This is a genomic window from Geobacillus zalihae NBRC 101842 (assembly GCF_001544135.1).
Lineage (GTDB): Bacteria > Bacillota > Bacilli > Bacillales > Anoxybacillaceae > Geobacillus > Geobacillus zalihae.
This window is the reverse complement of sequence record NZ_BCPV01000067.1, coordinates 1-19,933: the sequence shown is the minus strand read 5'-3', so window position 1 is coordinate 19,933 and position 19,933 is coordinate 1. Positions and strand designations below refer to the sequence as shown.

The following is a 19,933-nucleotide window of genomic DNA, read 5'->3' as shown; positions in this document are numbered from 1 at the left end:
CATATCCCTGCAAATGAAGATAAATCGCTTGGTAGCGTTCATATGCTCGTTTACTTTTTGCTTCTTTCATGGCAGTGGACAACTTTTCGATCTCGTCTTTGTGATTTGGCATCATATTTTCTCTCCGTTCCCCTATTTTCTCTTTGTATTTATTCGCCGTGGAACGGGAGAAAACCTTTATTTCAATTTATATAGAAAGAACTTCCCGTTGGCATCGAATGTTTTCCATGTATGACTTTTTCAGAGGAAACGTATGCTAACCGTTGAACGGGAGCTGTCGAGCAAAAGGAGGTGGAGGTACAATGGACCGCTTATTCCGTCTGTTCCGCGTTCAGCGCGGCCGCGGGTTGTGGAATCCATGGTTGGGGGTTGTTAGACGGCGAAGAAACCATAACGCCATTTGGACGCTCGTCAGCGTAAGCTTAGGAGCGGTGGCAGCCGCGATGTTGGGGGCGAGACAAGGGAGACGCATGGCGCCGATGACGCAAGGACCGATGCGAAACGTGATTCGCGGCCTCAACCGCTGGATGAGCCGGCGGATGGGAACGATGCAGCCTGCTGCGGCGGAGTTTGCCGAAGAAATGGCTTCTTGGCAGATCAACGATCAGAAAAATCCAAAATAATAAAATACAGCGACTCGCTGTATATTGGCCTAGTATTGGATCTATATAAGATGATCTTAACAAGGTGCCCCGATTATATGGAGGGGCGCCTTCTTTGTTTTAGAACCATGGTTTTCAAAGTTGAAAAAGATGAAGGGTTGTAGCATAATATTTTTGTTAACTAAATATTCAGAAATATAAAATAAAACTAAGTTGTCTTTGTTGTTTGGTGAAAAAAAGAGGTGTTGATGTAAAGAAAAGGGGAGAGAATGGATGACGCAGATTGAAATGGAGCGGATAGGAGATGAAATGTACCGCGTTCCGATCCCAGTCCCATTTCCGATGAAGCATGTTTATTGTTATGTATGCCGAGAAACGGATGGATGGAGCATTGTCGACGTCGGCTTTCGCTATCCTGAGGCGATTCGCGCCTGGGAAGCAGTGTTTCGGCAACTTGGAATCAAGCCGCGGCACGTTCGCGCCATTTACATCACGCATTTTCACCCGGACCATTTCGGCCTGGCTGGGTGGATGCAGCAACAAACGGAAGCGCCTGTATGGATCAGTGAGCCTGATTATGCGATGGCGGAACGAGTGTGGGGGGAAGAGAGTCGCCAGGCGAGCGAAGTGGCTGCGCTGTTTCGCCGCCACGGCGTCCCGAAAGACCTTGTGGCGGACATCGAAGAGAGTATGGAGAAGTTGTCGCTCCGCGTCAGTCCGTTTCCTGTACTAACAGTGTTGGCTGACGATGAAATTGTGCTCGGCCAACGGCAATGGACCGTCATTCCGGTTCCGGGGCACAGCGATGGGTTGATCAGTTTTTATCAGCCAGAGTCGCGCCAGCTGCTTGTCTCTGATCATGTGCTTGACCGCATCACCCCAAACATCGGGGTATGGCCGGGCGCCCATCCGAATCCGCTGCAGCAATATTTCGCTTCGTTGCGCAATGTGGAGGCTCTCCATGTGGAGGTGGCTTTGCCTGCCCATGGCGCTGTCATCCGTCAATTTCGCGAGCGGATCCGTGATATTTTCCGCCATCATGAGCACCGGCTGAAAAAAATGAAAGCGTTGACGGAAAAGGGGCGCACCGCTTATGACATCGCTGATCTTGTGTTCGGCCATAAGCCGCTGACGGCGCACCAATGGCGGTTTGCGGTGGCGGAAACGTTGGCGCATTTGGAGTATTTAGTGTCCATTGGCCAAGTACAAAAAGATGAGCGGAACGGCGTGTTCGTATATGAATCATGATCGTCGTCTGCCATACGGAAAACAGCTGGAATTTTTGTATGTTGAGACAATTCGGTTTTGTGCTTCTCTTTGCACGGCTACGGTGTATAATAGAAAAATGTAGGCATAGGAAATGCGAACGCGTCCTTGAAGGCGAGATGGGGAGATGAAACCGATGTGGCAATCGATCAACCGCCGGCTTGAGAAGGTGTTGCCGCTGCTGACGCCGGCGAGCGTAGTGATCGGTGTATGGCTGTCTAACGAGTTGCACGATTATGCCGCACTTGTGCCGTGGTTGTTTGCGTTTATGACGTTTAGCGGCAGTTTGCGGCTGCGGTTGGCTGATTTGAAAGAGGCGCTTATTCACCCCGGTCCGATCGCGGCGGCGTTATGTTTGCTTCACCTCGTGATCCCGCTTTGGGCGTTTGGGCTTGGGCATTTGTTTTTCGGCCACGATCGGCTGACGGTGATCGGCTTTGTGCTGGCGGCGGCCATTCCGACTGGGGTGACGAGCTTCATCTGGGTGTCGATCGGACGGGGAAACTTGGCGTTGGCGCTGTCCGTCATTTTGATTGATACGTTTTTGTCGCCGGCCGTTGTGCCGCTGACGTTGCTGCTGTTTGCGGGAAGTGCGGTCGAGATCGACGTTTGGCAAATGGTGCTCGGGTTGTTTTTCATGATTATTTTGCCATCGCTTGGCGGGATGTTGATCAGCGAGCGGTTATCCGGCCGCGCGAATGAACGGCTGGCGGAGGGGTTGGCGCCATTTTCCAAACTGGCGCTTGTCCTTGTTGTCATGATCAATAGCGCGGTTGTCGCTCCGTATTTTGGTCATGCTGACGCCCGCTTGGTTTTTATGGCGTTTCTCGTCTTCGTGATTGCGGGCTCCGGCTATTTTCTTTCTTGGATGGCGGCCCGCTGGCTGAAATTTGCCCCGCCGGACATCATTGCGCTGACGTTTACCGGCGGCATGCGCAACATCAGCGCCGGTGCGGTGCTGGCGATCACTTACTTTCCGCCGCCGGTGAGCGTGCCGGTTGTGCTTGGCATGCTGTTTCAGCAAGTGCTCGCGTCGATGTACCATCGCCTGCTGGACAAAACGTATCATTTGTCGTCGGGCCGTCAGGCGTCGTTTGTCGAAAGCGCCCGGTAGGCGGTCAGCGGCGTCGGGCGAGGGAGTGAAGGGCCAAAAAGATTGCTCATCCGGGATCGGACGGGCATCGGCAGCAAGCCAAAAAAAAGGCGTTGCCGGCGGCAGCAGTTCGCGGATGGGCGATGGATCTGCTGCGGTGGAGGGACGGGGCTGAGCCGGCCTAGCGGCTTGGCGCATGTTCCCGTTCCGGTGAACGGATGAGGTGGCGGCGAAGAGGAAGGTTGAGTTCGACAATTCCTTCCACGACGAGCCGGGCGATTTCCTTCGCCCCTCGCTGGTGAAAGTGGGTGTTGTCGCTGATGCCGTTCGGGTAATTGGGATGTTCGCCCGGTGCGAGCCATAAAAACCACCGTTTCGTCCGCTCCGGACCGAGCTGTTCAAACCGCTGTTTGCTTTTCGCCGTCAAATCGATAACCGGCACGTGCTCTTGTTTCGCCAGCGCTTTCATGGCGGCAGGATAAGGCCCGTGGGAATCGAGCGCTCGTCCGTCGGCGGAAAAGCGCCGCCGCTCGACCGGGGTGATGAGGACAGGAGTCGCCCCTTTGGCGCGGGCGCCGTCAATACACTGTTTCAAATATGCCTGATAGGTGGTGAACGGCTCGGTGTGGCGCGCCGGGTCGTTCACCTTTTCATCGTTATGGCCAAATTGGATGAACAAGTAATCCCCTTTTTTCATCTCATGCAACAGGCGAGCCAACCGCCCCTCCTCGACAAAACTTTTCGCGCTGCGGCCGGAAGCGGCCATATTTTTCACCATGACGTTGTCATCAAACCAATCATCGAGCATTTCACCCCATCCGGCCCGGGGAGCGCGGGAGCGGGGGGCGGCGGCGACGGTCGAATCACCTGCCAAGTAGATCGTTATGACGGCCCGTCCGCCCGTTTTGGATGCTTTTCCATCCGTGTCCGGTTGGGCGATGAGGGCAACGCTGGCGGCGATGACAGCCAAGCAAAGGAATGCGGCTTTTTTTCTTCTCAATCGGATTCCTCCTATCCGGCAGCTGCTCGTCTTTTCGGTTTGTTCCCCGTTATCGTTGCTCGCTGCCATTGCCTTTATGCGCCATTCGTGCTAGTCCACCGTTTGGAATCGGCGGTAAAATTCCCATATTATTGAAAGAAAAAGACCGTAACCGGCAACTGAATACCAATGGCTCCATTCGGCCGTGTGGGTGAACAAACCGTACGTCTCGGCTTTGGCCTCCAATGCGGCCGCCAATGCCGACAATGCAGCGATGAGCCCCATGCGCCCAAGGCGGCTAAGCCGCTCCATGAGGGCAAGAAAGAAGACGGTGCCGAGCGGAAGAACGACGGCCGTAAAGAAAATATCGATCGAAAAGACAGAAGGAAAGGGCCGTTTCGGGAACGCATACAGCCCTTTTCCCACGAAATACAAATCCAAATACGTCCCCGTCCAAGACGCAAGCAGCGCTGAAGCCACGTAGGCGCGGCGGCTAGCGCGCATGAAAGAAGGCGTGTTTGGCGATGATCGCCAGCTCCATTTTTTCGAGCGTTTCACAATAGGCATCCACAATCTCTCCATTCGTCGGTCGTTCCGGTTTGACAAGGTAGCCGACAACGTGCGGGTCGGTAAACCAATCGCCGGGTTCGGCTGCTTCATGGACGACGTTTTTCCACGCGTGACGAAGCTGCGGGCTGTATAGGCGCGGGGCGCCGGGAACGATTCGGCAATCGCGGATGCGGCGGCGGTACGGCTCCCGTGGAAACGATTCGCATACGTCGTTAAACAGCTGCGGCCAATAGTCTTTGCGCGAGCCGGTGTGCGGATGGCGCACCGCCCAGCGCACAGCGTTTTCCAATGTTTCTTCATCGTCAAACAAAATCGAGTACAGCCGTTTGCCGAGCAAAATGCGTTCATGGAGCGACTCAAACTCGTGGAGTGTTTGGCCGATCAAGGCGGTGCCGCCCCGGCCGTCGTCATGCGGAAACAAAATATGGTTGAAGCAGAGTAGTTCCTGCAGTTTAAACTCCAGCGTCTGAAAAACCGTTTGCCGAAAAGCAGGATGTTGAATGACGCGGGATTCCAAATAGCTTTGTTCGTTCACGACTAAGGCGATGGCGAGCGTGTACGGGTCGCCGTGGCGCCAAAAATGGCGCCATATCGTTTCCATAAACGTTGAGACGCCAAGCCATGGCAATAAATAAAATAACGGCTCTCCCCGCTTTTTGCTTTCCTCATACAACAAAAACTGTGGATAAATGTCTTGAAAAATGAGCCAATTGCCGCGCTCCAAAAAGGCGAAAAACGACTGCCGGTCGTCTTCCGAGAGCAGCCTCATGAGCAGTTCCCCTTTTAAGTCGGTCATATTCCAGCCGCCGTTGCGCGACACCATATGCCCTAAAAATGCCCAATGAATTTCGCGATGGCGCAAGTAAAAATCGAGATAGGCCGTTGTCCGGGTGACATTGTTTTCGTTTTGTTCCGCCGTCATCGCCTGGATGCGGCTGATGAGCTGCTGCTCTTTGGCCGTCAGATCGCGTTCTGATATCGTTGTTGCTTCTTTCTTTCTCTTTTTCTTCAGCTCCCGATAAAGATCGACGAGAGAAAGGGGAAGAGACGAGGTTTTTGATTTTCGGCAGCGCATGATGAATCCCCCTCTTGGCGCATCGCGGGTTTGCGAATCGAATAAATATGGAAAGAAGCAGATTTTCGAAAAAGGAAGGCGATGAATAGTGGACGATGAACGGCGCGTGCTCATCGATGCGCTCAAGCAATCGCAAGCGGCTGATGGATCGTGGCGGTTTCCGTTTGAAACCGGTATTTCCACCGATGCCTATATGATCATTTTATTGCGGACGCTCGGAATACATGATGAACCGTTGATTCAAGCGCTTGTCGAACGTATTGAAAGCCGCCAGGACCCGAATGGGGCGTGGAAGCTGTTTGCCGATGAAGGCGACGGCAACGTGACGGCGACAACCGAGGCGTATTACGCCCTGCTTTACTCCGGCTATCGGAAAAAAAACGACCCGCATATGCAAAAGGCGAAAGCGCGCATTTTGGAAATGGGCGGCCTAGAGCGTGTCCACTTGTTTACGAAAGTGATGCTCGCATTGACCGGACAGCACCCGTGGCCAAGACGGTTTCCGCTGCCGCTTGCCTTTTTCCTTCTCCCCCCGTCGTTTCCGCTCAATATGTATGACCTTTCCGTGTACGGAAGAGCGAACATGATTCCGCTTCTCGTCGCCGCGGAGCGACGGTACAGCCGGAGGACGGCAAAAAGCCCAGACTTGTCCGATTTGGTTGTTTCCCGCAACGACTGGCGGCTGCCTGAAAGCCGATCGCTATGGTCGTACATCAAGCGATCTCTCATCGGACTTCCGGACCAGCTGCATCATGCCGCCGAACAGCGCGCCGTCCGTTATATGTTGGATCATATCGAGCCAGACGGAACGTTGTACAGCTATTTCAGCTCGACGTTTTTGTTGATTTTTGCGCTGCTCGCGCTCGGCTATCCGAAAGATGATCCGTATATTCAGCGGGCTATCCGCGGTTTGCGCTCACTGCGGACCGAAATCGATGGGCATACGCATATGCAATATACGACCGCTTCCGTTTGGAACACGGCGTTGGCGAGCTACGCGCTGCAAGAAGCGGGCGTGCCCTTGACGGACCGGACGATTGAAAAAGCGAACCGCTATTTGTTGTCGCGCCAGCATATCCGCTATGGCGACTGGGCGGTGCACAACCCGTACGGTATACCGGGCGGCTGGGGATTTTCTGATGTGAATACGATGAACCCGGACGTTGACGATACGACCGCTGCGCTGCGCGCCATCCGCCGGGCGGCAGCGAAAGAGACGGCGTTTCGCCATGCATGGGATCGGGCGAACCGATGGCTGTTTTCGATGCAAAACGATGACGGCGGGTTTGCGGCGTTTGAAAAGAATGTCGGCAAACGGTTTTGGCGGTATTTGCCGATCGAAGGGGCGGAGTTTTTGTTGATGGACCCATCAACAGCCGATTTGACCGGACGGACGCTTGAATATTTCGGAACGTTCGCTGGATTAACAAAAGACCACCCCGCCGTCGCCCGCGCCGTCGACTGGCTGCTTGACCATCAGGAAGCCGACGGTTCGTGGTATGGGCGCTGGGGGATTTGCTATGTGTATGGCACATGGGCGGCGGTGACGGGGCTTTCGGCTGTCGGCGTTCCAATCGATCACCCGGCGATGCAAAAAGCTGTTCATTGGCTTTTAAGCATCCAAAATGCTGATGGCGGCTGGGGGGAATCATGCAAAAGCGACGGAGCCAAGATGTATGTGCCGCTTGGCGCCAGCACGCCGGTCCATACCGCCTGGGCGCTTGATGCCCTCATCGCCGCCGCCGAGCGTCCGACCGCGGAAATGAAAGCCGGCGTTCGCGCCCTTATTCGCCTTCTCCGCCATCCGGACTGGACGGCTTCGTATCCCGCTGGGCAAGGAATGGCGGGCGCCTTTTACATCCATTACCATAGCTACCGCTACATTTTTCCGTTGTTGGCGCTCGCCCATTACGAGCAAAAGTTCGGGCCGTTTGTGGATTAGCCAACTATCCGTACGAGGGCGTGATGGAACGCTGCCATGACATAGTGCATCACCCTCTCGCTGTCGGCGAGAAACGAAATATGACGGCACAAAAGTGCATTTTTCTCTTTCCCTCATCAGAAAACCCGACAATTGCCGGGATTGAATAGCCTGATTATTTAGTATAGAATATTCAGGTAATTCGGAATAAAGGGGTTCAGTCGATTCGAGGGGAGGAGAAGGAGAGCGTGATGAAATGCTGTCGGATTATGTTTGTGTTGCTCGGATTATGGTTTGTGTTCGGCCTATCGGTCCCGGGAGGGCGGACGGAAGCGGCATCCCTACGCGCCAATGATGCACCGATTGTGCTTCTCCATGGGTTTACCGGATGGGGACGAGAGGAAATGTTTGGATTCAAGTATTGGGGCGGCGTGCGCGGCGATATCGAACAATGGCTGAACGACAACGGTTATCGAACGTATACGCTGGCGGTCGGACCGCTCTCGAGCAACTGGGACCGGGCGTGTGAAGCGTATGCTCAGCTTGTCGGCGGGACGGTCGATTATGGGGCAGCCCATGCGGCAAAGCACGGCCATGCGCGGTTTGGCCGCACTTATCCCGGCCTGTTGCCGGAATTGAAAAGGGGTGGCCGCATCCATATCATCGCCCACAGCCAAGGGGGGCAGACGGCCCGCATGCTTGTCTCGCTCCTAGAGAACGGAAGCCAAGAAGAGCGGGAGTACGCCAAGGCGCATAACGTGTCGTTGTCACCGTTGTTTGAAGGTGGACATCATTTTGTGTTGAGTGTGACGACCATCGCCACTCCTCATGACGGGACGACGCTTGTCAACATGGTTGATTTCACCGATCGCTTTTTTGACTTGCAAAAAGCGGTGTTGGAAGCGGCGGCTGTCGCCAGCAACGTGCCGTACACGAGTCAAGTATACGATTTTAAGCTCGACCAATGGGGACTGCGCCGCCAGCCGGGTGAATCGTTCGACCATTATTTTGAACGGCTCAAGCGCTCCCCTGTTTGGACGTCCACAGATACCGCCCGCTACGATTTATCCGTTTCCGGAGCTGAGAAGTTGAATCAATGGGTGCAAGCAAGCCCGAATACGTATTATTTGAGTTTCTCTACAGAACGGACGTATCGCGGAGCGCTCACAGGCAACCATTATCCCGAACTCGGAATGAATGCATTCAGCGCGGTCGTATGCGCTCCGTTTCTCGGTTCGTACCGCAATCCGACGCTCGGCATTGACGACCGATGGTTGGAGAACGATGGCATTGTCAATACGGTTTCCATGAACGGTCCAAAGCGTGGATCAAGCGATCGGATCGTGCCGTATGACGGGACGTTGAAAAAAGGGGTTTGGAATGATATGGGAACGTACAACGTCGACCATTTGGAAATCATCGGCGTTGACCCGAATCCGTCATTTGATATTCGCGCCTTTTATTTGCGGCTTGCCGAGCAGTTGGCGAGCTTGCAGCCTTAAAACGAGTATTTTGCGAAAAAGCCATCTCGATCGGATGGCTCTTTTTATGGAAAAGTTCCATGGGCAGCGCGCTTTGCCCTCCACCCGGGGATGAAATTCACGCGTCAGTCCTGCATGTTCACGGAAAAGTCTCATGGGCGACTCGCTCCCCTAAACCCGGGGATGAAAATGACTATCAAGAAGTATGCATGTTCACGGAAAAGGTCCATGGGCAACGGTTTGCCCTCTACCCAAGGATAAAAATGACCCATCCCAGCACGTGCATTTTCACAGAAGCGCATTATGTTGTATGACGGCCGCGGATGTCCGATGGTATAATAAGGGTAAAGCAAGCGGATGGGGGAATGGACGTGAAGCCGCCCGAGCGGCAAAAGGAACGGTATACGTATCAAGATTATGTCAAGTGGGACGGACGGTGGGAGCTGATCAACGGCGTGCCCTACAACATGGCACCGACCCCTTCCTTGGTCCACCAGTCTATCGTCGGTGAATTGTATGTCGCTTTGCGGGCATTTTTTCGTGAAAAAGGATGCACGGTTGTCATGGCGCCATTTGATGTACGCCTTGATGAGCAGGCGGACTATGAACAGGCGAAGCATGTCGTGCAACCAGATATCTCCGTCATTTGCGATCAAAGCAAAATGGGCAGCCGAGGCTGCGATGGTCCGCCTGACTTGGTAGTGGAAGTGCTTTCGCCAAGTACAGCGTTGAAAGATCGAAACGAAAAGTATATGTTGTACGAACAGTTTGGCGTCAAGGAATATTGGATCGTCGATCCGCTGCATCGGACGGTGGAAGTGTACGGCCGCGGTGAAAAAGGGTATGAGAGGCGGAGCGTCTTTGGCGAAGGCGATGTGCTCGTCTCGTTTTTGTTCGCTGATTTGACGGTTTCGCTGGCTGGCATATTTCAAAATATAGAGGGTGAGGGATAACGATGCGGTTAACGGAAGAGGAAGTGCAAGCACTGCTTGAAAAAGCGGACGGCTGGAAGCTGGCCGATGAGCGGTGGATTGTGAAAAAATACCGTTTTCAAGACTACTTGCAAGGAATCGAGTTTGTCCGGCGAATCGCCGCGATTTCGGAAGACGCCAACCACCACCCATTCATTTCGATCGACTACAAGCTCATCACCGTGAAACTGTCTTCATGGCGGGCGAAAGGGCTGACGAAGCTCGATTTTGACTTGGCGAAGCAGTATGATGAGGTGTATAACCAGATGAAGCAGGGGGGAGGGGAATAATGGAAAAGCGAGTGGCACTCATCACGGGAGCCGCGCGGGGGATTGGCTATGAAGTGGCGAAAACGTTGGCGGAACATGGTGCAAACGTGGTGCTCGTTGATTTGCGCCAGGAAGAAGTCGAGCAAGCTGCTCGGTCGCTTCGGGAGTTGGGCTATGAAGCGGTCGGCGTGAAATGTGATGTGACGGTTGAACAAGAGGTGAAGCAAGCGATCAACGAGGCCGTCAGCCGTTGGGGGCGCCTGGATGTTGTCGTGAACAACGCTGGTTTGCAACATGTGGCGAACATCGAGGATTTCCCGACGGAAAAATTTGAACAGCTCATTCGCGTCATGCTTGTCGGCCCATTTTTGGCCATCAAGCATGCATTTCCCATTATGAAACAGCAGCGATATGGCCGCATCATCAACATGGCGTCGATCAACGGGCTCGTCGGGTTTGCCGGCAAAGCGGCGTACAACAGCGCGAAGCACGGGGTGATTGGCTTAACGAAAGTGGCAGCGTTAGAAGGGGCGCCATACGGCATTACGGTGAACGCCCTTTGCCCGGGCTATGTGGACACTGAACTCGTCCGCGGCCAGCTCGCGGATTTGGCGGCGACAAGAAACGTGCCGCTTGAGAAGGTGCTTGAGGAAGTGATTTACCCGCTTGTGCCGCAGCGGCGGCTGCTGTCGGTTGAAGAGGTGGCCCATTATGTCCTCTTTTTGGCGGGCGAACAAGCCAAAGGCGTCACCGGCCAGGCGGTCGTGATCGATGGCGGGTATACGGCGCAGTAAACTCCCCCTTCGCCTTGCTTGAAGCGGGAGTCTTTTTTCGGGATTGACGATCTAACGTTTTGCCGCATGTCCATGCTGAGTTCAACGCGGCCGTTTTCTCTCGCAACGATAAAACGCCCCCGGCATTTTTAGCGACGGGGGCGTTTCGCTTCGAACGCTCAGCTCAAGGCAAATTCGAAGCTGGCTAGGATTTTGACTTCTTTCCCGACGAGGAATCCGCCAGTTTCGAGCGCGACGTTCCATACCAACCCGTAGTCTTCGCGGTTGATCGTTCCTTCGACATCAAAACCGACCGAGATGCCGCCGGTGAGCGGGTTTTTCACTTGGCCGTTGTATTCGACTTTGAACGTTTCTGTTCTCGTCACGCCGCGGATCGTCAGCTTCCCGGTCACTTCATATTCCGTGTCGGACAGCTTGCGCACGGATTCACTGACAAACGTAATGGTTGGATAGTTCTCGACATCGAAAAAGTCGGCCGAGCGGAGATGGTTGTCGCGGTCGGCGTTTTTCGTGTCGATCGAGGCGGCATCGATCGTCGCTTTGACTTTCAGCGACTCGAGTTCGTTGATGTCGCCTTCGACCTCAACGTCAAAGTTGGTGAATTCCCCTTTCGCTTTGGAGATCATCATATGTCTTACTTGGAAGGCGACAGAGCTGTGCGCTTTGTCGAGTTGGAATGTTGTCATCGCTTTTCCTCCTCTTTATGATTCATATTCGCACCACTATCATAACAAATGTATATCTCGAAATCAAATATTTTTTATTAAAGATTATTAGTATGGAGCACAGGGGGCTTTCCATGATAAGATGAAAGAAAAATGATGTGCGGAAAGGGAGAATAAGATGAATGAAATCGGCCTTTTAGCGAAAATCAAACAGCAAATGGAACGGTTTTCACCGGCGGAAAAAAAGATAGCCGCCTACATTCTCGACCATGCCGAACTCGTGCCGAATATGACGACGAAGGATTTGGCCCAGGCGGCTGACACAAGCGAAGCGAGCGTCGTTTGTTTTGCCTCATTCGTTGCTACTGAAGAGAAGAGCAGTTGGCCTGACGACGGAAAACATTTGACCTGTTTCGCAAGGGGACAGCATCATGATTTAGAAGGCTGGCGATTGAACAGGAAGCGGAGCGTCGTCCCTCGTTTCAAGTTGAGAACCTTTTATAAAACGTCGCTCTTCTTCGCATTCGCGCAACCGCCGGCTTATATATAAAGAAGCAGCTATTTTATGGCCTTTTAGACCCGCTTCAGCTCGAGAAAAAAAGCCGTTAAAAACTTCCGCACATTCATCCGGCATTCCGTCTCCATTTGGCCGCGCTCGAGTTCATTCATCCGCCGGCGGATGTCACCGAAATCAAACAGCCTCGGTGCGAAATGCTCAAACGTCGGGTTCGTGTAGTCAGTCAGGCCGAGGGAAGCGAGATGGGTGAACGCCTGCAGGACGAGGCGGCGGATGCGCTGTTCCATCGCCCGCGCTTCCTTGGCAGTTTCGCCAGGGGGGAGGCCGTATTCCCGCTCGACGAGTTCGGCGTACAGCTCTTTGAGCGGCGGCAGTTCGCGCACAGGCTGGCCTTTTGCTTCCTGTTCTGCCAACCAGCGCACCACGAGAAGCACGTCCGCGCTGCCCGCTTCTCCAGCGACCCCGAGAAGAAGGAGAAGCTGTTCGGCCTGCTGTTCCATGGCGGACGGCTTGGAAACGGCGGTGTCAGCCGTTTGCGGCTCAAGCCCTTTGAGCACTTGACGGATTGACTCGAGCGAGCGGACGGCGGAGAGATGATCGGCGACGCGCTTGAGCACAGACAGCACTTCATAACGGTTGATCGGTTTTTGAATGTACGTGTCAATGCCATGCAAATAGGCTTGGCCGATCATTTCTTTGTTTTCCACTTGCGAGATCATGATGAATGTCCCCGGGAATCCTTCTTGGCGCAGCGCTTTGATCGTCTGAATTCCGTCGCGCCCCGGCATTAACAAGTCAATGAGCACGACGTCTACGTGAAGCAAGTCGGCCGCGCGGACGTTTAGCCCGTCTTCTGCACACCCGACCACCTCACCGAGCCCGGATTCATGAATTAATTTTTCAAGCATCTTTCTGACAACAGGGTCATCTTCGATTAGAAAAAAACGGAGCCCCATCTTCCCGTTCTCTCCCTTCCTTGACTTGCCTATATGACGGCATTTCCTTGCCGATCGGCGTTGCGATCGGAGAACATTTCGGCGGCGGACGGTGTGTCTTGCAGGAGGCGGGCTGTCGGCACGGCAAGACGAAATACCGTCTGCCCCGGCTCGCTTTTGACAAGCTGGAGATGCCCCCCAAGTGTTTGGGCGATATCGCGCGCATGGGTGAGACCGATGCCAGTCGACGGGTTGCCGCGCCGGTCGTATTTCGTTGTAAATCCGGGCTGGAAAATCCAGGCGATGTCATCAGCCGCAATGCCGGGGCCGGTGTCTTCCACTTCGATGATCAGCTCGCTTCCGCGGAGACGCGCATGCAAGGTGACGTCGCCTGCCTTCTCAATGGCTTCGACGGCATTGGATACTAAGTTGTTGAGCACGGAAAGAAGCGGATACAGCTGATCGGTCATAAGATCGATATGGCCGTTGTACGAAAAGGTGATCGTTTTTCCGGATAAGTTGGCGTATTTTTCATTGGCGCGAATGACCATGGCGCACAGTTCGGCGATCGGCACGCGTCCGCGCACCGATTGGCGGCCGATGAGCTTAGACAGGCCGGCGAAAATACGTTGCATATCTTTTTTCGTCTCGTGAATATGTTCGGCAAGCTCCAGGGCGACGCGCGGTTCAACGTGTTTTCGTTCGATCAGCCGCGAGTAAAGGTCATAGCTTTGGCGCGTCATGTCTTCCATGAGAGCCATTGATTTTTGCAAGTAAAACATTTCTTCGTATAATCCGCTGCTCACCATCATGAGCCGCTCGAGTTCTTGCTTTCTCGCTTCAGCGAGTGAACGGACATGCTTTGTCACCCACATATTGTAAACGCCAATCACGCAAAAACTGCGCAAAATGGCGAACAACCATAAGACGATGATCGTTTGGCCGCTGAAGGAAAACGGCTCGCCCATCCCATATCGGATCGCTAGTTCACAGGTGTTCGCCAAAAAGTCGAGCGCTGCTCCAACCGTTCCAGCCTGAATCGGTGCGGCCATTCGTTGGCGAAACCGAACAGCAGCCGCCATCATGGAAAAGCTGATATAATACCCCGCTGCCGGGAGATGGGTCAGCAGACTCTCAGAAATCGACATTTCTCCGGTCAACGAGTCCAGAAAGACACGAAACCCAACGACCGCTGCTCCGGTGCTTGCGCCGATGACAAGCGGCGAAAGGGAGCGAAAGGCGACAAGCCCGAGAAAAAAGACGGCGCTGCCGAGTGAGACGCGAAACGGGCTGTCAAATGGGTTCATTTTCATTTCACCGAGAAACGCAGCAGCCGAAAGCAAAAGCAAAAGAAGCCAAAGCGGTTCTTTTTTTGCTGGTGTCAGTGGACGTCACCGCCTTTGTGAAAGTCGTGAACGAATCTCCAATTCTATTATATAACAGGAAAGCGAAAACAACGGATGATTTTCGTGAAAAAATCTTCATTTCCCTTTTGGCGCCTCAACGAGTGATGGAAATGAACGCTCAAGGAGCGAGCGGTGCCGCGAATGGCAAGAAAAAACCGTATGCCCCAGCTGAAGAAGGGGATACGGTTTCCTTATCGCTGGCGGTATTCCAACCGGCGCGAAACGAGCGACAGCGAATAGTTGACGATAAAGTACATGAACGCCACCAGGATGAAAATCGGGATGACGAAATTGACGTTGCGGCCGTTAATGATTTGCGCATGGTTCATCAATTCCGGCAACGAAATGACAATGGCGAGCGACGTATCTTTCAATAAAGAAATGAATTGGCTGACGATCGGCGGAACCATGCGCCGCAATGCTTGCGGCAAAATGATGTACCATAGCGTCTGCCCATACGTAAGCCCCGATGAGCGCGCCGCTTCGATTTGCCCTTTGTCGATTGACTGCAGGCCGCTGCGGACGATTTCCGACAGCATGGCCGATTCAAAAATGACCAAGGCCGAAATGGCGGCATATAGTTTATCCAGCTTTAATCCAACTTCCGGAAGGGCAAAATACGTAAAGAAAATGATTAATAACAGCGGCAAATTCCGGATCGTTTCGACCAGCACGGCGAGCAGCTGGGAAAGCACCGGGATTTTCGTATAGCGAATGACCCCGATGATAATGCCAAAGACAAAACTCAACACAATCGAAATGAACGCCACTTCCAACGTGACGAGAAACCCTTGAAGCAAAAACTTCAAATGGGCGGGCGCGTAAGCACCGGCAAAATCCATCATTTGGCCTCCTTTCCTACCGCGCCTTGAGCAACCGGCGCTCTAAGTAGCCGACGCCAAGGCTGAGCGGGATCGTTAAGACGAGGTAAAACAAGGCGACGAAAATATAAACGTCAAAGGTGACGAACGTTTTCGAGGAAATCAAGTCGCCGTAATACATTAAATCCAATCCGGCGATGACGCCAAGCACCGAAGAGTTTTTCACCAAGTTGATGAACTGGTTGCCAAGCGGCGGAATGACGATTTTCACCGCCTGCGGCAAGATGACGTAACGCATCGCCTGTAAGTAGGTCAACCCGGAGGAACGGGCCGCTTCCATTTGTCCTTTCGGAACGGCTTGAATGCCCGAGCGGATCGCTTCGGCGATAAAAGCAGCGGTATACACCATCAGTCCGAGCGTTCCGGCGGTAAACGAGTCAAACCGGATGCCGACGGCGGGCAAGCCCATAAAAAAAACAAAGACGATCAACACAAGCGGGATGTTGCGGATAAATTCCACGTACGCCGTTCCGACCCAATTGAGCGGGCGAATCGGCGCGATGCGGAAAATGGCGATGATGGTCCCTAAAGCCAAGCTGCCGATGAGGGCCAGCACGCTGGCCTTGATCGTATGGCCAAACCCTTGCATATACAAATCCCAATGTTCAACCAAAATGGAGAATCGTAGCAAGACGAAGCGCCTCCTTTCTTTGCGGAATCATAGCCCATCCTTTGGGCAAACAGGTGGGCGGATATGTTCCGCCCACCGTTTCGCCTGTTATTGTTGCGGCTTTTTGCCGATCCATTTTTCGTAGATCTTATCGTATTCGCCGTTTTCTTTAATTTCTTTCAAGTATTCGTTGATGACTTGCAGCAGTTCTTTGTCTCCTTTGCGGACGGCGATGCCGTACGGTTCTTCGGTGAACGTTTCATCCAGGACGCGATAGTTCGGATCTTGTTTCGCCATCCCCCAAAGCAGCGCGTTGTCCGTTGTCAGCGCATCGCCTTGGCCCGCTTTCAATGCGGTAAACGCTTCCGCGTAGTTTTCAAATTCAAGCACGTTGACTTGCGGGGCCGCTTTGCGGATGTTTTCCGCCGATGTCGAGCCTTTCGCCGTCAAGACCGTCATGCCTTTTTTCAAGTCTTTTACGCTGTTGATCGGGCTGTCTTTTTTCACAAGCAGCGATTGGCCTGCCATAAAGTACACATCCGAGAAATCGACTTCTTTTTTCCGTTCCTCGGTGATCGTCATGGTGGCGATAATAGCGTCAATTTCCCCATTGTTCAACATCGGGATGCGCGTTTTGGACGTCACTTCTTTCAATTCAATTTTGTTTTCATCACCGAGAATTTTTTTCGCCAGCCCTTTGGCAATATCAATGTCAAATCCTTCGACTTTGCCCGTTTCCGGGTTTTTCAATCCGAATAAGTTCAGATCGTATTTGACGCCAACAACAAGCTTGCCGCGTTGTTTAATTTTTTCAAGCGTATTGGCCGCTTCCGTTTTTTCTGACGATGTTCCGCCTTCCCCTTTGTCCGTCGTGCTGCAGCCCGTCAACGCGACAGCGCTCAATAAGGCCGTCAAGGCGACGGCGATCCACCATTTCCATGTTTTCTTTTTCATGAACAAAACCCCCTTTGATTGACCGGAATTAATGGTTTAGAATGCGGCTTAAAAACACGCGCGCCCGCTCCTCTTTCGGCGCCGCGAAAAACTCCTCAGGCGGCGCTTCTTCTAAAATGCGGCCTTGGTCCATAAAGACGATGCGGTCGGCCACCTCGCGGGCAAACCCCATTTCGTGGGTGACGACAACCATCGTCATCCCTTCTTTCGCCAGCTGCTTCATGACATCGAGCACCTCGCCGATCGTTTCCGGGTCAAGCGCCGATGTCGGCTCGTCAAACAGCATGATTTTCGGTTTCATCGCCAGCCCGCGGGCGATGGCGACGCGCTGCTGCTGGCCGCCGGACAGCGCGGACGGATAGGCGTTCGCTTTGTCTGGGATTCCGACTTTTTCTAAGTAATACATGGCGATCTCGTTCGCTTCTTTTTCGGACATGCCGAGCACTTTGCGCGGCGCCAACGTGATGTTTTGCAAAACAGTCATGTGCGGGTATAGGTTGAAATGTTGAAACACCATGCCGATATTGCGCCGCAGCTCGTTGATGTTGACGCCTTTGTCGTTCACTTTGACGCCATCCACGATCAATTCGCCGCTTGAGATCGTCTCGAGCCGGTTGATGCAGCGCACGAGCGTGCTCTTGCCCGATCCGGATGGCCCGATGATGACGACGACTTCCCCTTGGTTGATCGTCAAGTTAATGTCTTTCAACACATGAAAATCGCCGTAGTATTTGTTGACTTGGTGGAAATAAATCAATAGCCCCCCTCCTTTGTGACAAATTTGTGAATGTTTTTCGAATTCATTGTAAATACACACCTACGAAAATCTACGGAAATCTACAAAAATTTTGTGAACCAAAGAAAAATCGAGGATGGACGCAAAGAGACGGAAGCTGTTTTTTGAATAGTAAGGCAAATGTCTTTGCAAATCCGCAGTTGAGGATTATAATGGGACATGAAGAATTTGGCATTGATTGCCGTCAAAAGGAGAGGGGAGCGAAGGTGAAGTATCGAAAACTCGGCCGCACGGGGCTGAAAGTTAGTGAGATTAGTTTAGGCAGCTGGCTTACATATGGAAATTCAGTGGAAAAAGAAGCCGCGATCCGCGTCATTGACAAGGCGTACGAACTTGGCATCAACTCGTTTGACACGGCGAACGTCTACGCGCGCGGGGAAGCGGAAAAAATCGTCGGCGAGGCGCTGCGCAAATATCCGCGCGAATCGTATGTCATCGCGACGAAAGTGTTTTGGCCGATGGGCGATGGTCCGAACGACCGCGGCCTGTCGCGCAAGCATGTGTTTGAGCAGCTCCATGCGAGCTTAAAGCGGCTGCAGCTTGATTATGTCGACATCTACTATTGCCACCGCTATGACAAAGAAACGCCGGTCGATGAGACGTTGCGCACGATCGACGACCTCGTCCGCCAAGGAAAAGTGCTGTATGTCGGCGTGAGCGAATGGACGGCCCAACAAATTCAAGAGGCGCTCGGCGTGGCCGACCGCTACCTGCTCGATCGGATCGTCGTCAACCAGCCGCAGTACAACATGTTCCATCGCTATATTGAAAAGGAAGTCATCCCGGTGTGCGAACAAAACGGCATCAGTCAAATCGTCTTCTCGCCGCTCGCCCAAGGGGTGCTGACCGGCAAATACAAGCGTGGCCAACAACCGCCAGCGGACAGCCGCGCTGCCGATCCGAAGGCGAACGCCTTTATCCAGCGGCTGCTGAACGATGATGTGTTGTCAAAAGTGGAACAACTCGAAAAAATCGCGGCTGAGCTTGGCATTACGTTGTCCCAGCTCGCCCTCGCCTGGGTGCTGCGCCAGCCGAACGTCGCCAGCGCCTTAATTGGCGCCAGCCGTCCGGAACAAGTCGAAGAAAACGTCAAGGCGGTCGATGTCGCGTTAAGCGAAGAAGTGATTGAGAAGATTGAGGGGGTTTTGGCGTAATCGAAAAATGGGGACAGGCTGACGCCTGTCTCCGTTTTCTTTTTTGATCCGTCCCGCATCGAAGGAGACTCCGTTTTCACGGGAGAGCGGAAAAGAATTGAGAGCGGCGATTGGATGATCGATTGACTTCTTTCCTTCTTCCTTCAAGCTGATCATAGACACGTTTGTGCTGGTGAACTACCCACCACCTGCGCTTGGCTTAGAGGTGGGGGCTTCAAGCGACTTGTGTGTGTTCGCCGAACGGTAAGCCGCACACAAGAACCCTTTACGCTTCCCTTCGTTCCGAAGGTGCCCGTTCTAGCCATATTCTATTATATTCGTTGGCTAACGCCAACCGACATTCATCTCCCCCTTTCACTTCGCTTAAAAGTGGGAGACTTCTTTCGGAAGAAAGATGTTAAAAGAGGATTTTTCTTACGGGTGGCGAACGATACAAACAAGTGAACAAGCAAGGGAGGGATGGCGATGACCGCTGTTCGCCGTATAGGGCTGACTCTTAGCGGCAGCCAAACGATGCACGAGGCCATCCAGTTGTTGGCGGAACATGGGATAGCTGCGGTTGATGTGGTTGACGAGCACGGCCGAACGATCGGGCGGTGCACACAGCGGATGCTGCTATGGGCAGCAGCGCGTGAGATGGACCGCACGACGCCGATCAGGAATGTATTGGCGGCGTTTTCATCGGAAGCAGGACGTGAAGACAGCGGCGCAGAGACAATGAACATGGAAGTCGACTCCACCTCGGCTGCCGAGTTGGAACGATTGCGGCATGAACTGGAGGAAGCGCACCGTCTGGCTGAGACGATGAAAACGGTGCTGGATGCGGCGTACGAAGGGGTGGTTGTCGTCGATGAGGACGGCGTGGTTCGTGAAATCAACCGGGCGTATTGCCAGTTTCTCGGCATTCGCCGGGAAGAAGCGATCGGAAAACATGTGACGGAAGTGATCGAAAACACCCGTCTGCACATTTGTGCTCAATCGGGCATTCCAGAAA

21 protein-coding genes are annotated in these 19,933 nt (G+C 53.3%); 11 read left to right on the top strand and 10 right to left on the bottom strand.

Annotated elements, in window-relative coordinates:
• The first annotated feature begins 302 nt into the window (after positions 1–302).
• The 3 genes from GZ1_RS14940 (at position 303) to GZ1_RS14930 (ending at position 2,982) form a co-directional block, all read left to right on the top strand.
• On the top strand, positions 303–623 hold the full coding sequence (locus GZ1_RS14940; RefSeq protein WP_015375079.1) for a hypothetical protein: 321 nt from the start codon (positions 303–305) through the stop codon (positions 621–623).
• 252 nt (positions 624–875) lie between these two features.
• Positions 876–1,850, top strand: coding sequence for an MBL fold metallo-hydrolase (locus tag GZ1_RS14935; RefSeq protein WP_020754271.1), 975 nt, complete (start codon positions 876–878; stop codon positions 1,848–1,850).
• Between the two features lie 154 nt (positions 1,851–2,004).
• Positions 2,005–2,982 carry a bile acid:sodium symporter family protein gene (locus GZ1_RS14930; RefSeq protein WP_060788782.1) on the top strand — a complete coding sequence of 326 codons (978 nt, stop codon included), beginning with the start codon at positions 2,005–2,007 and terminating at the stop codon, positions 2,980–2,982.
• 160 nt (positions 2,983–3,142) lie between these two features.
• On the opposite strand, the gene GZ1_RS14925 is transcribed toward GZ1_RS14930, so the two are convergent.
• From GZ1_RS14925 to GZ1_RS14915, 3 genes are all read right to left on the bottom strand, one after another.
• Positions 3,143–3,961: a rhamnogalacturonan acetylesterase gene (locus GZ1_RS14925; RefSeq protein ID WP_081133178.1), complete on the bottom strand. Its 819-nt coding sequence runs from the start codon at positions 3,959–3,961 to the stop codon at positions 3,143–3,145.
• Positions 3,962–4,051: 90 nt separating this feature from the next.
• Positions 4,052–4,444 (bottom strand): CBO0543 family protein, encoded by a 393-nt coding sequence (locus GZ1_RS14920; protein ID WP_015375075.1) that lies wholly within the window; start codon positions 4,442–4,444, stop codon positions 4,052–4,054.
• Positions 4,434–5,585, bottom strand: a complete 1,152-nt coding sequence (locus tag GZ1_RS14915; protein WP_060788779.1) for a DUF2515 domain-containing protein — start codon at positions 5,583–5,585, stop codon at positions 4,434–4,436. Before GZ1_RS14915 ends, GZ1_RS14920 begins: the two co-directional genes overlap by 11 nt.
• A gap of 85 nt (positions 5,586–5,670) precedes the next feature.
• Here GZ1_RS14915 and shc point away from each other — a divergent pair, with 85 nt between their 5' ends.
• From shc to GZ1_RS14890, 5 genes are all read left to right on the top strand, one after another.
• Positions 5,671–7,527 (top strand): squalene--hopene cyclase, encoded by a 1,857-nt coding sequence (gene shc / locus GZ1_RS14910; protein ID WP_060788778.1) that lies wholly within the window; start codon positions 5,671–5,673, stop codon positions 7,525–7,527.
• 230 nt (positions 7,528–7,757) lie between these two features.
• Positions 7,758–9,008, top strand: a complete 1,251-nt coding sequence (locus tag GZ1_RS14905; RefSeq protein WP_033004998.1) for an esterase/lipase family protein — start codon at positions 7,758–7,760, stop codon at positions 9,006–9,008.
• Positions 9,009–9,352: 344 nt separating this feature from the next.
• On the top strand, positions 9,353–9,940 hold the full coding sequence (locus GZ1_RS14900) for a Uma2 family endonuclease (RefSeq protein WP_033005000.1): 588 nt from the start codon (positions 9,353–9,355) through the stop codon (positions 9,938–9,940).
• 2 nt (positions 9,941–9,942) lie between these two features.
• The gene (locus GZ1_RS14895) at positions 9,943–10,248 is read left to right on the top strand and encodes a 4a-hydroxytetrahydrobiopterin dehydratase (RefSeq protein ID WP_020754280.1); all 306 of its coding nucleotides are present in this window, start codon (positions 9,943–9,945) and stop codon (positions 10,246–10,248) included.
• Positions 10,248–11,021: a 3-hydroxybutyrate dehydrogenase gene (locus tag GZ1_RS14890; protein ID WP_020754281.1), complete on the top strand. Its 774-nt coding sequence runs from the start codon at positions 10,248–10,250 to the stop codon at positions 11,019–11,021. The genes GZ1_RS14895 and GZ1_RS14890 overlap by 1 nt, the downstream gene beginning before the upstream one ends.
• A gap of 158 nt (positions 11,022–11,179) precedes the next feature.
• Here GZ1_RS14890 and GZ1_RS14885 read toward each other — a convergent pair whose 3' ends face one another.
• Positions 11,180–11,707, bottom strand: coding sequence for a YceI family protein (locus tag GZ1_RS14885; RefSeq protein ID WP_015375055.1), 528 nt, complete (start codon positions 11,705–11,707; stop codon positions 11,180–11,182).
• Positions 11,708–11,864: 157 nt separating this feature from the next.
• Between GZ1_RS14885 and GZ1_RS18515 the strand changes: the two genes are divergently transcribed.
• A complete protein-coding gene (locus tag GZ1_RS18515) occupies positions 11,865–12,236 on the top strand; it encodes a MurR/RpiR family transcriptional regulator (RefSeq protein WP_015375054.1) in 372 nt (123 codons plus the stop codon).
• A gap of 23 nt (positions 12,237–12,259) precedes the next feature.
• Here GZ1_RS18515 and GZ1_RS14875 read toward each other — a convergent pair whose 3' ends face one another.
• The 6 genes from GZ1_RS14875 to GZ1_RS14850 form a co-directional block, all read right to left on the bottom strand.
• Entirely contained in the window at positions 12,260–13,159 is a 900-nt protein-coding gene (locus tag GZ1_RS14875; RefSeq protein WP_060788777.1) for a response regulator, read from the bottom strand.
• Positions 13,160–13,188: 29 nt separating this feature from the next.
• Positions 13,189–14,445, bottom strand: a complete 1,257-nt coding sequence (locus tag GZ1_RS14870) for a sensor histidine kinase (RefSeq protein WP_240673872.1) — start codon at positions 14,443–14,445, stop codon at positions 13,189–13,191.
• 290 nt (positions 14,446–14,735) lie between these two features.
• Complete coding sequence (locus GZ1_RS14865; protein ID WP_033025580.1) at positions 14,736–15,386, bottom strand: amino acid ABC transporter permease; 651 nt, start codon at positions 15,384–15,386, stop codon at positions 14,736–14,738.
• Between the two features lie 16 nt (positions 15,387–15,402).
• Positions 15,403–16,056, bottom strand: coding sequence for an amino acid ABC transporter permease (locus GZ1_RS14860; protein WP_015375050.1), 654 nt, complete (start codon positions 16,054–16,056; stop codon positions 15,403–15,405).
• 87 nt (positions 16,057–16,143) lie between these two features.
• On the bottom strand, positions 16,144–16,989 hold the full coding sequence (locus GZ1_RS14855; RefSeq protein WP_015375049.1) for a glutamate ABC transporter substrate-binding protein: 846 nt from the start codon (positions 16,987–16,989) through the stop codon (positions 16,144–16,146).
• A 28-nt stretch (positions 16,990–17,017) separates the two neighbouring features.
• Positions 17,018–17,746: an amino acid ABC transporter ATP-binding protein gene (locus tag GZ1_RS14850; RefSeq protein ID WP_015375048.1), complete on the bottom strand. Its 729-nt coding sequence runs from the start codon at positions 17,744–17,746 to the stop codon at positions 17,018–17,020.
• A gap of 245 nt (positions 17,747–17,991) precedes the next feature.
• On the opposite strand from GZ1_RS14850, the gene GZ1_RS14845 reads away from it, so the two are divergent.
• Positions 17,992–18,939, top strand: a complete 948-nt coding sequence (locus GZ1_RS14845) for an aldo/keto reductase family protein (RefSeq protein ID WP_041470499.1) — start codon at positions 17,992–17,994, stop codon at positions 18,937–18,939.
• 465 nt (positions 18,940–19,404) lie between these two features.
• A partial coding sequence (locus tag GZ1_RS14840) for a PAS domain-containing protein (protein ID WP_157074375.1) occupies positions 19,405–19,933 on the top strand: 529 nt, incomplete at its 3' end.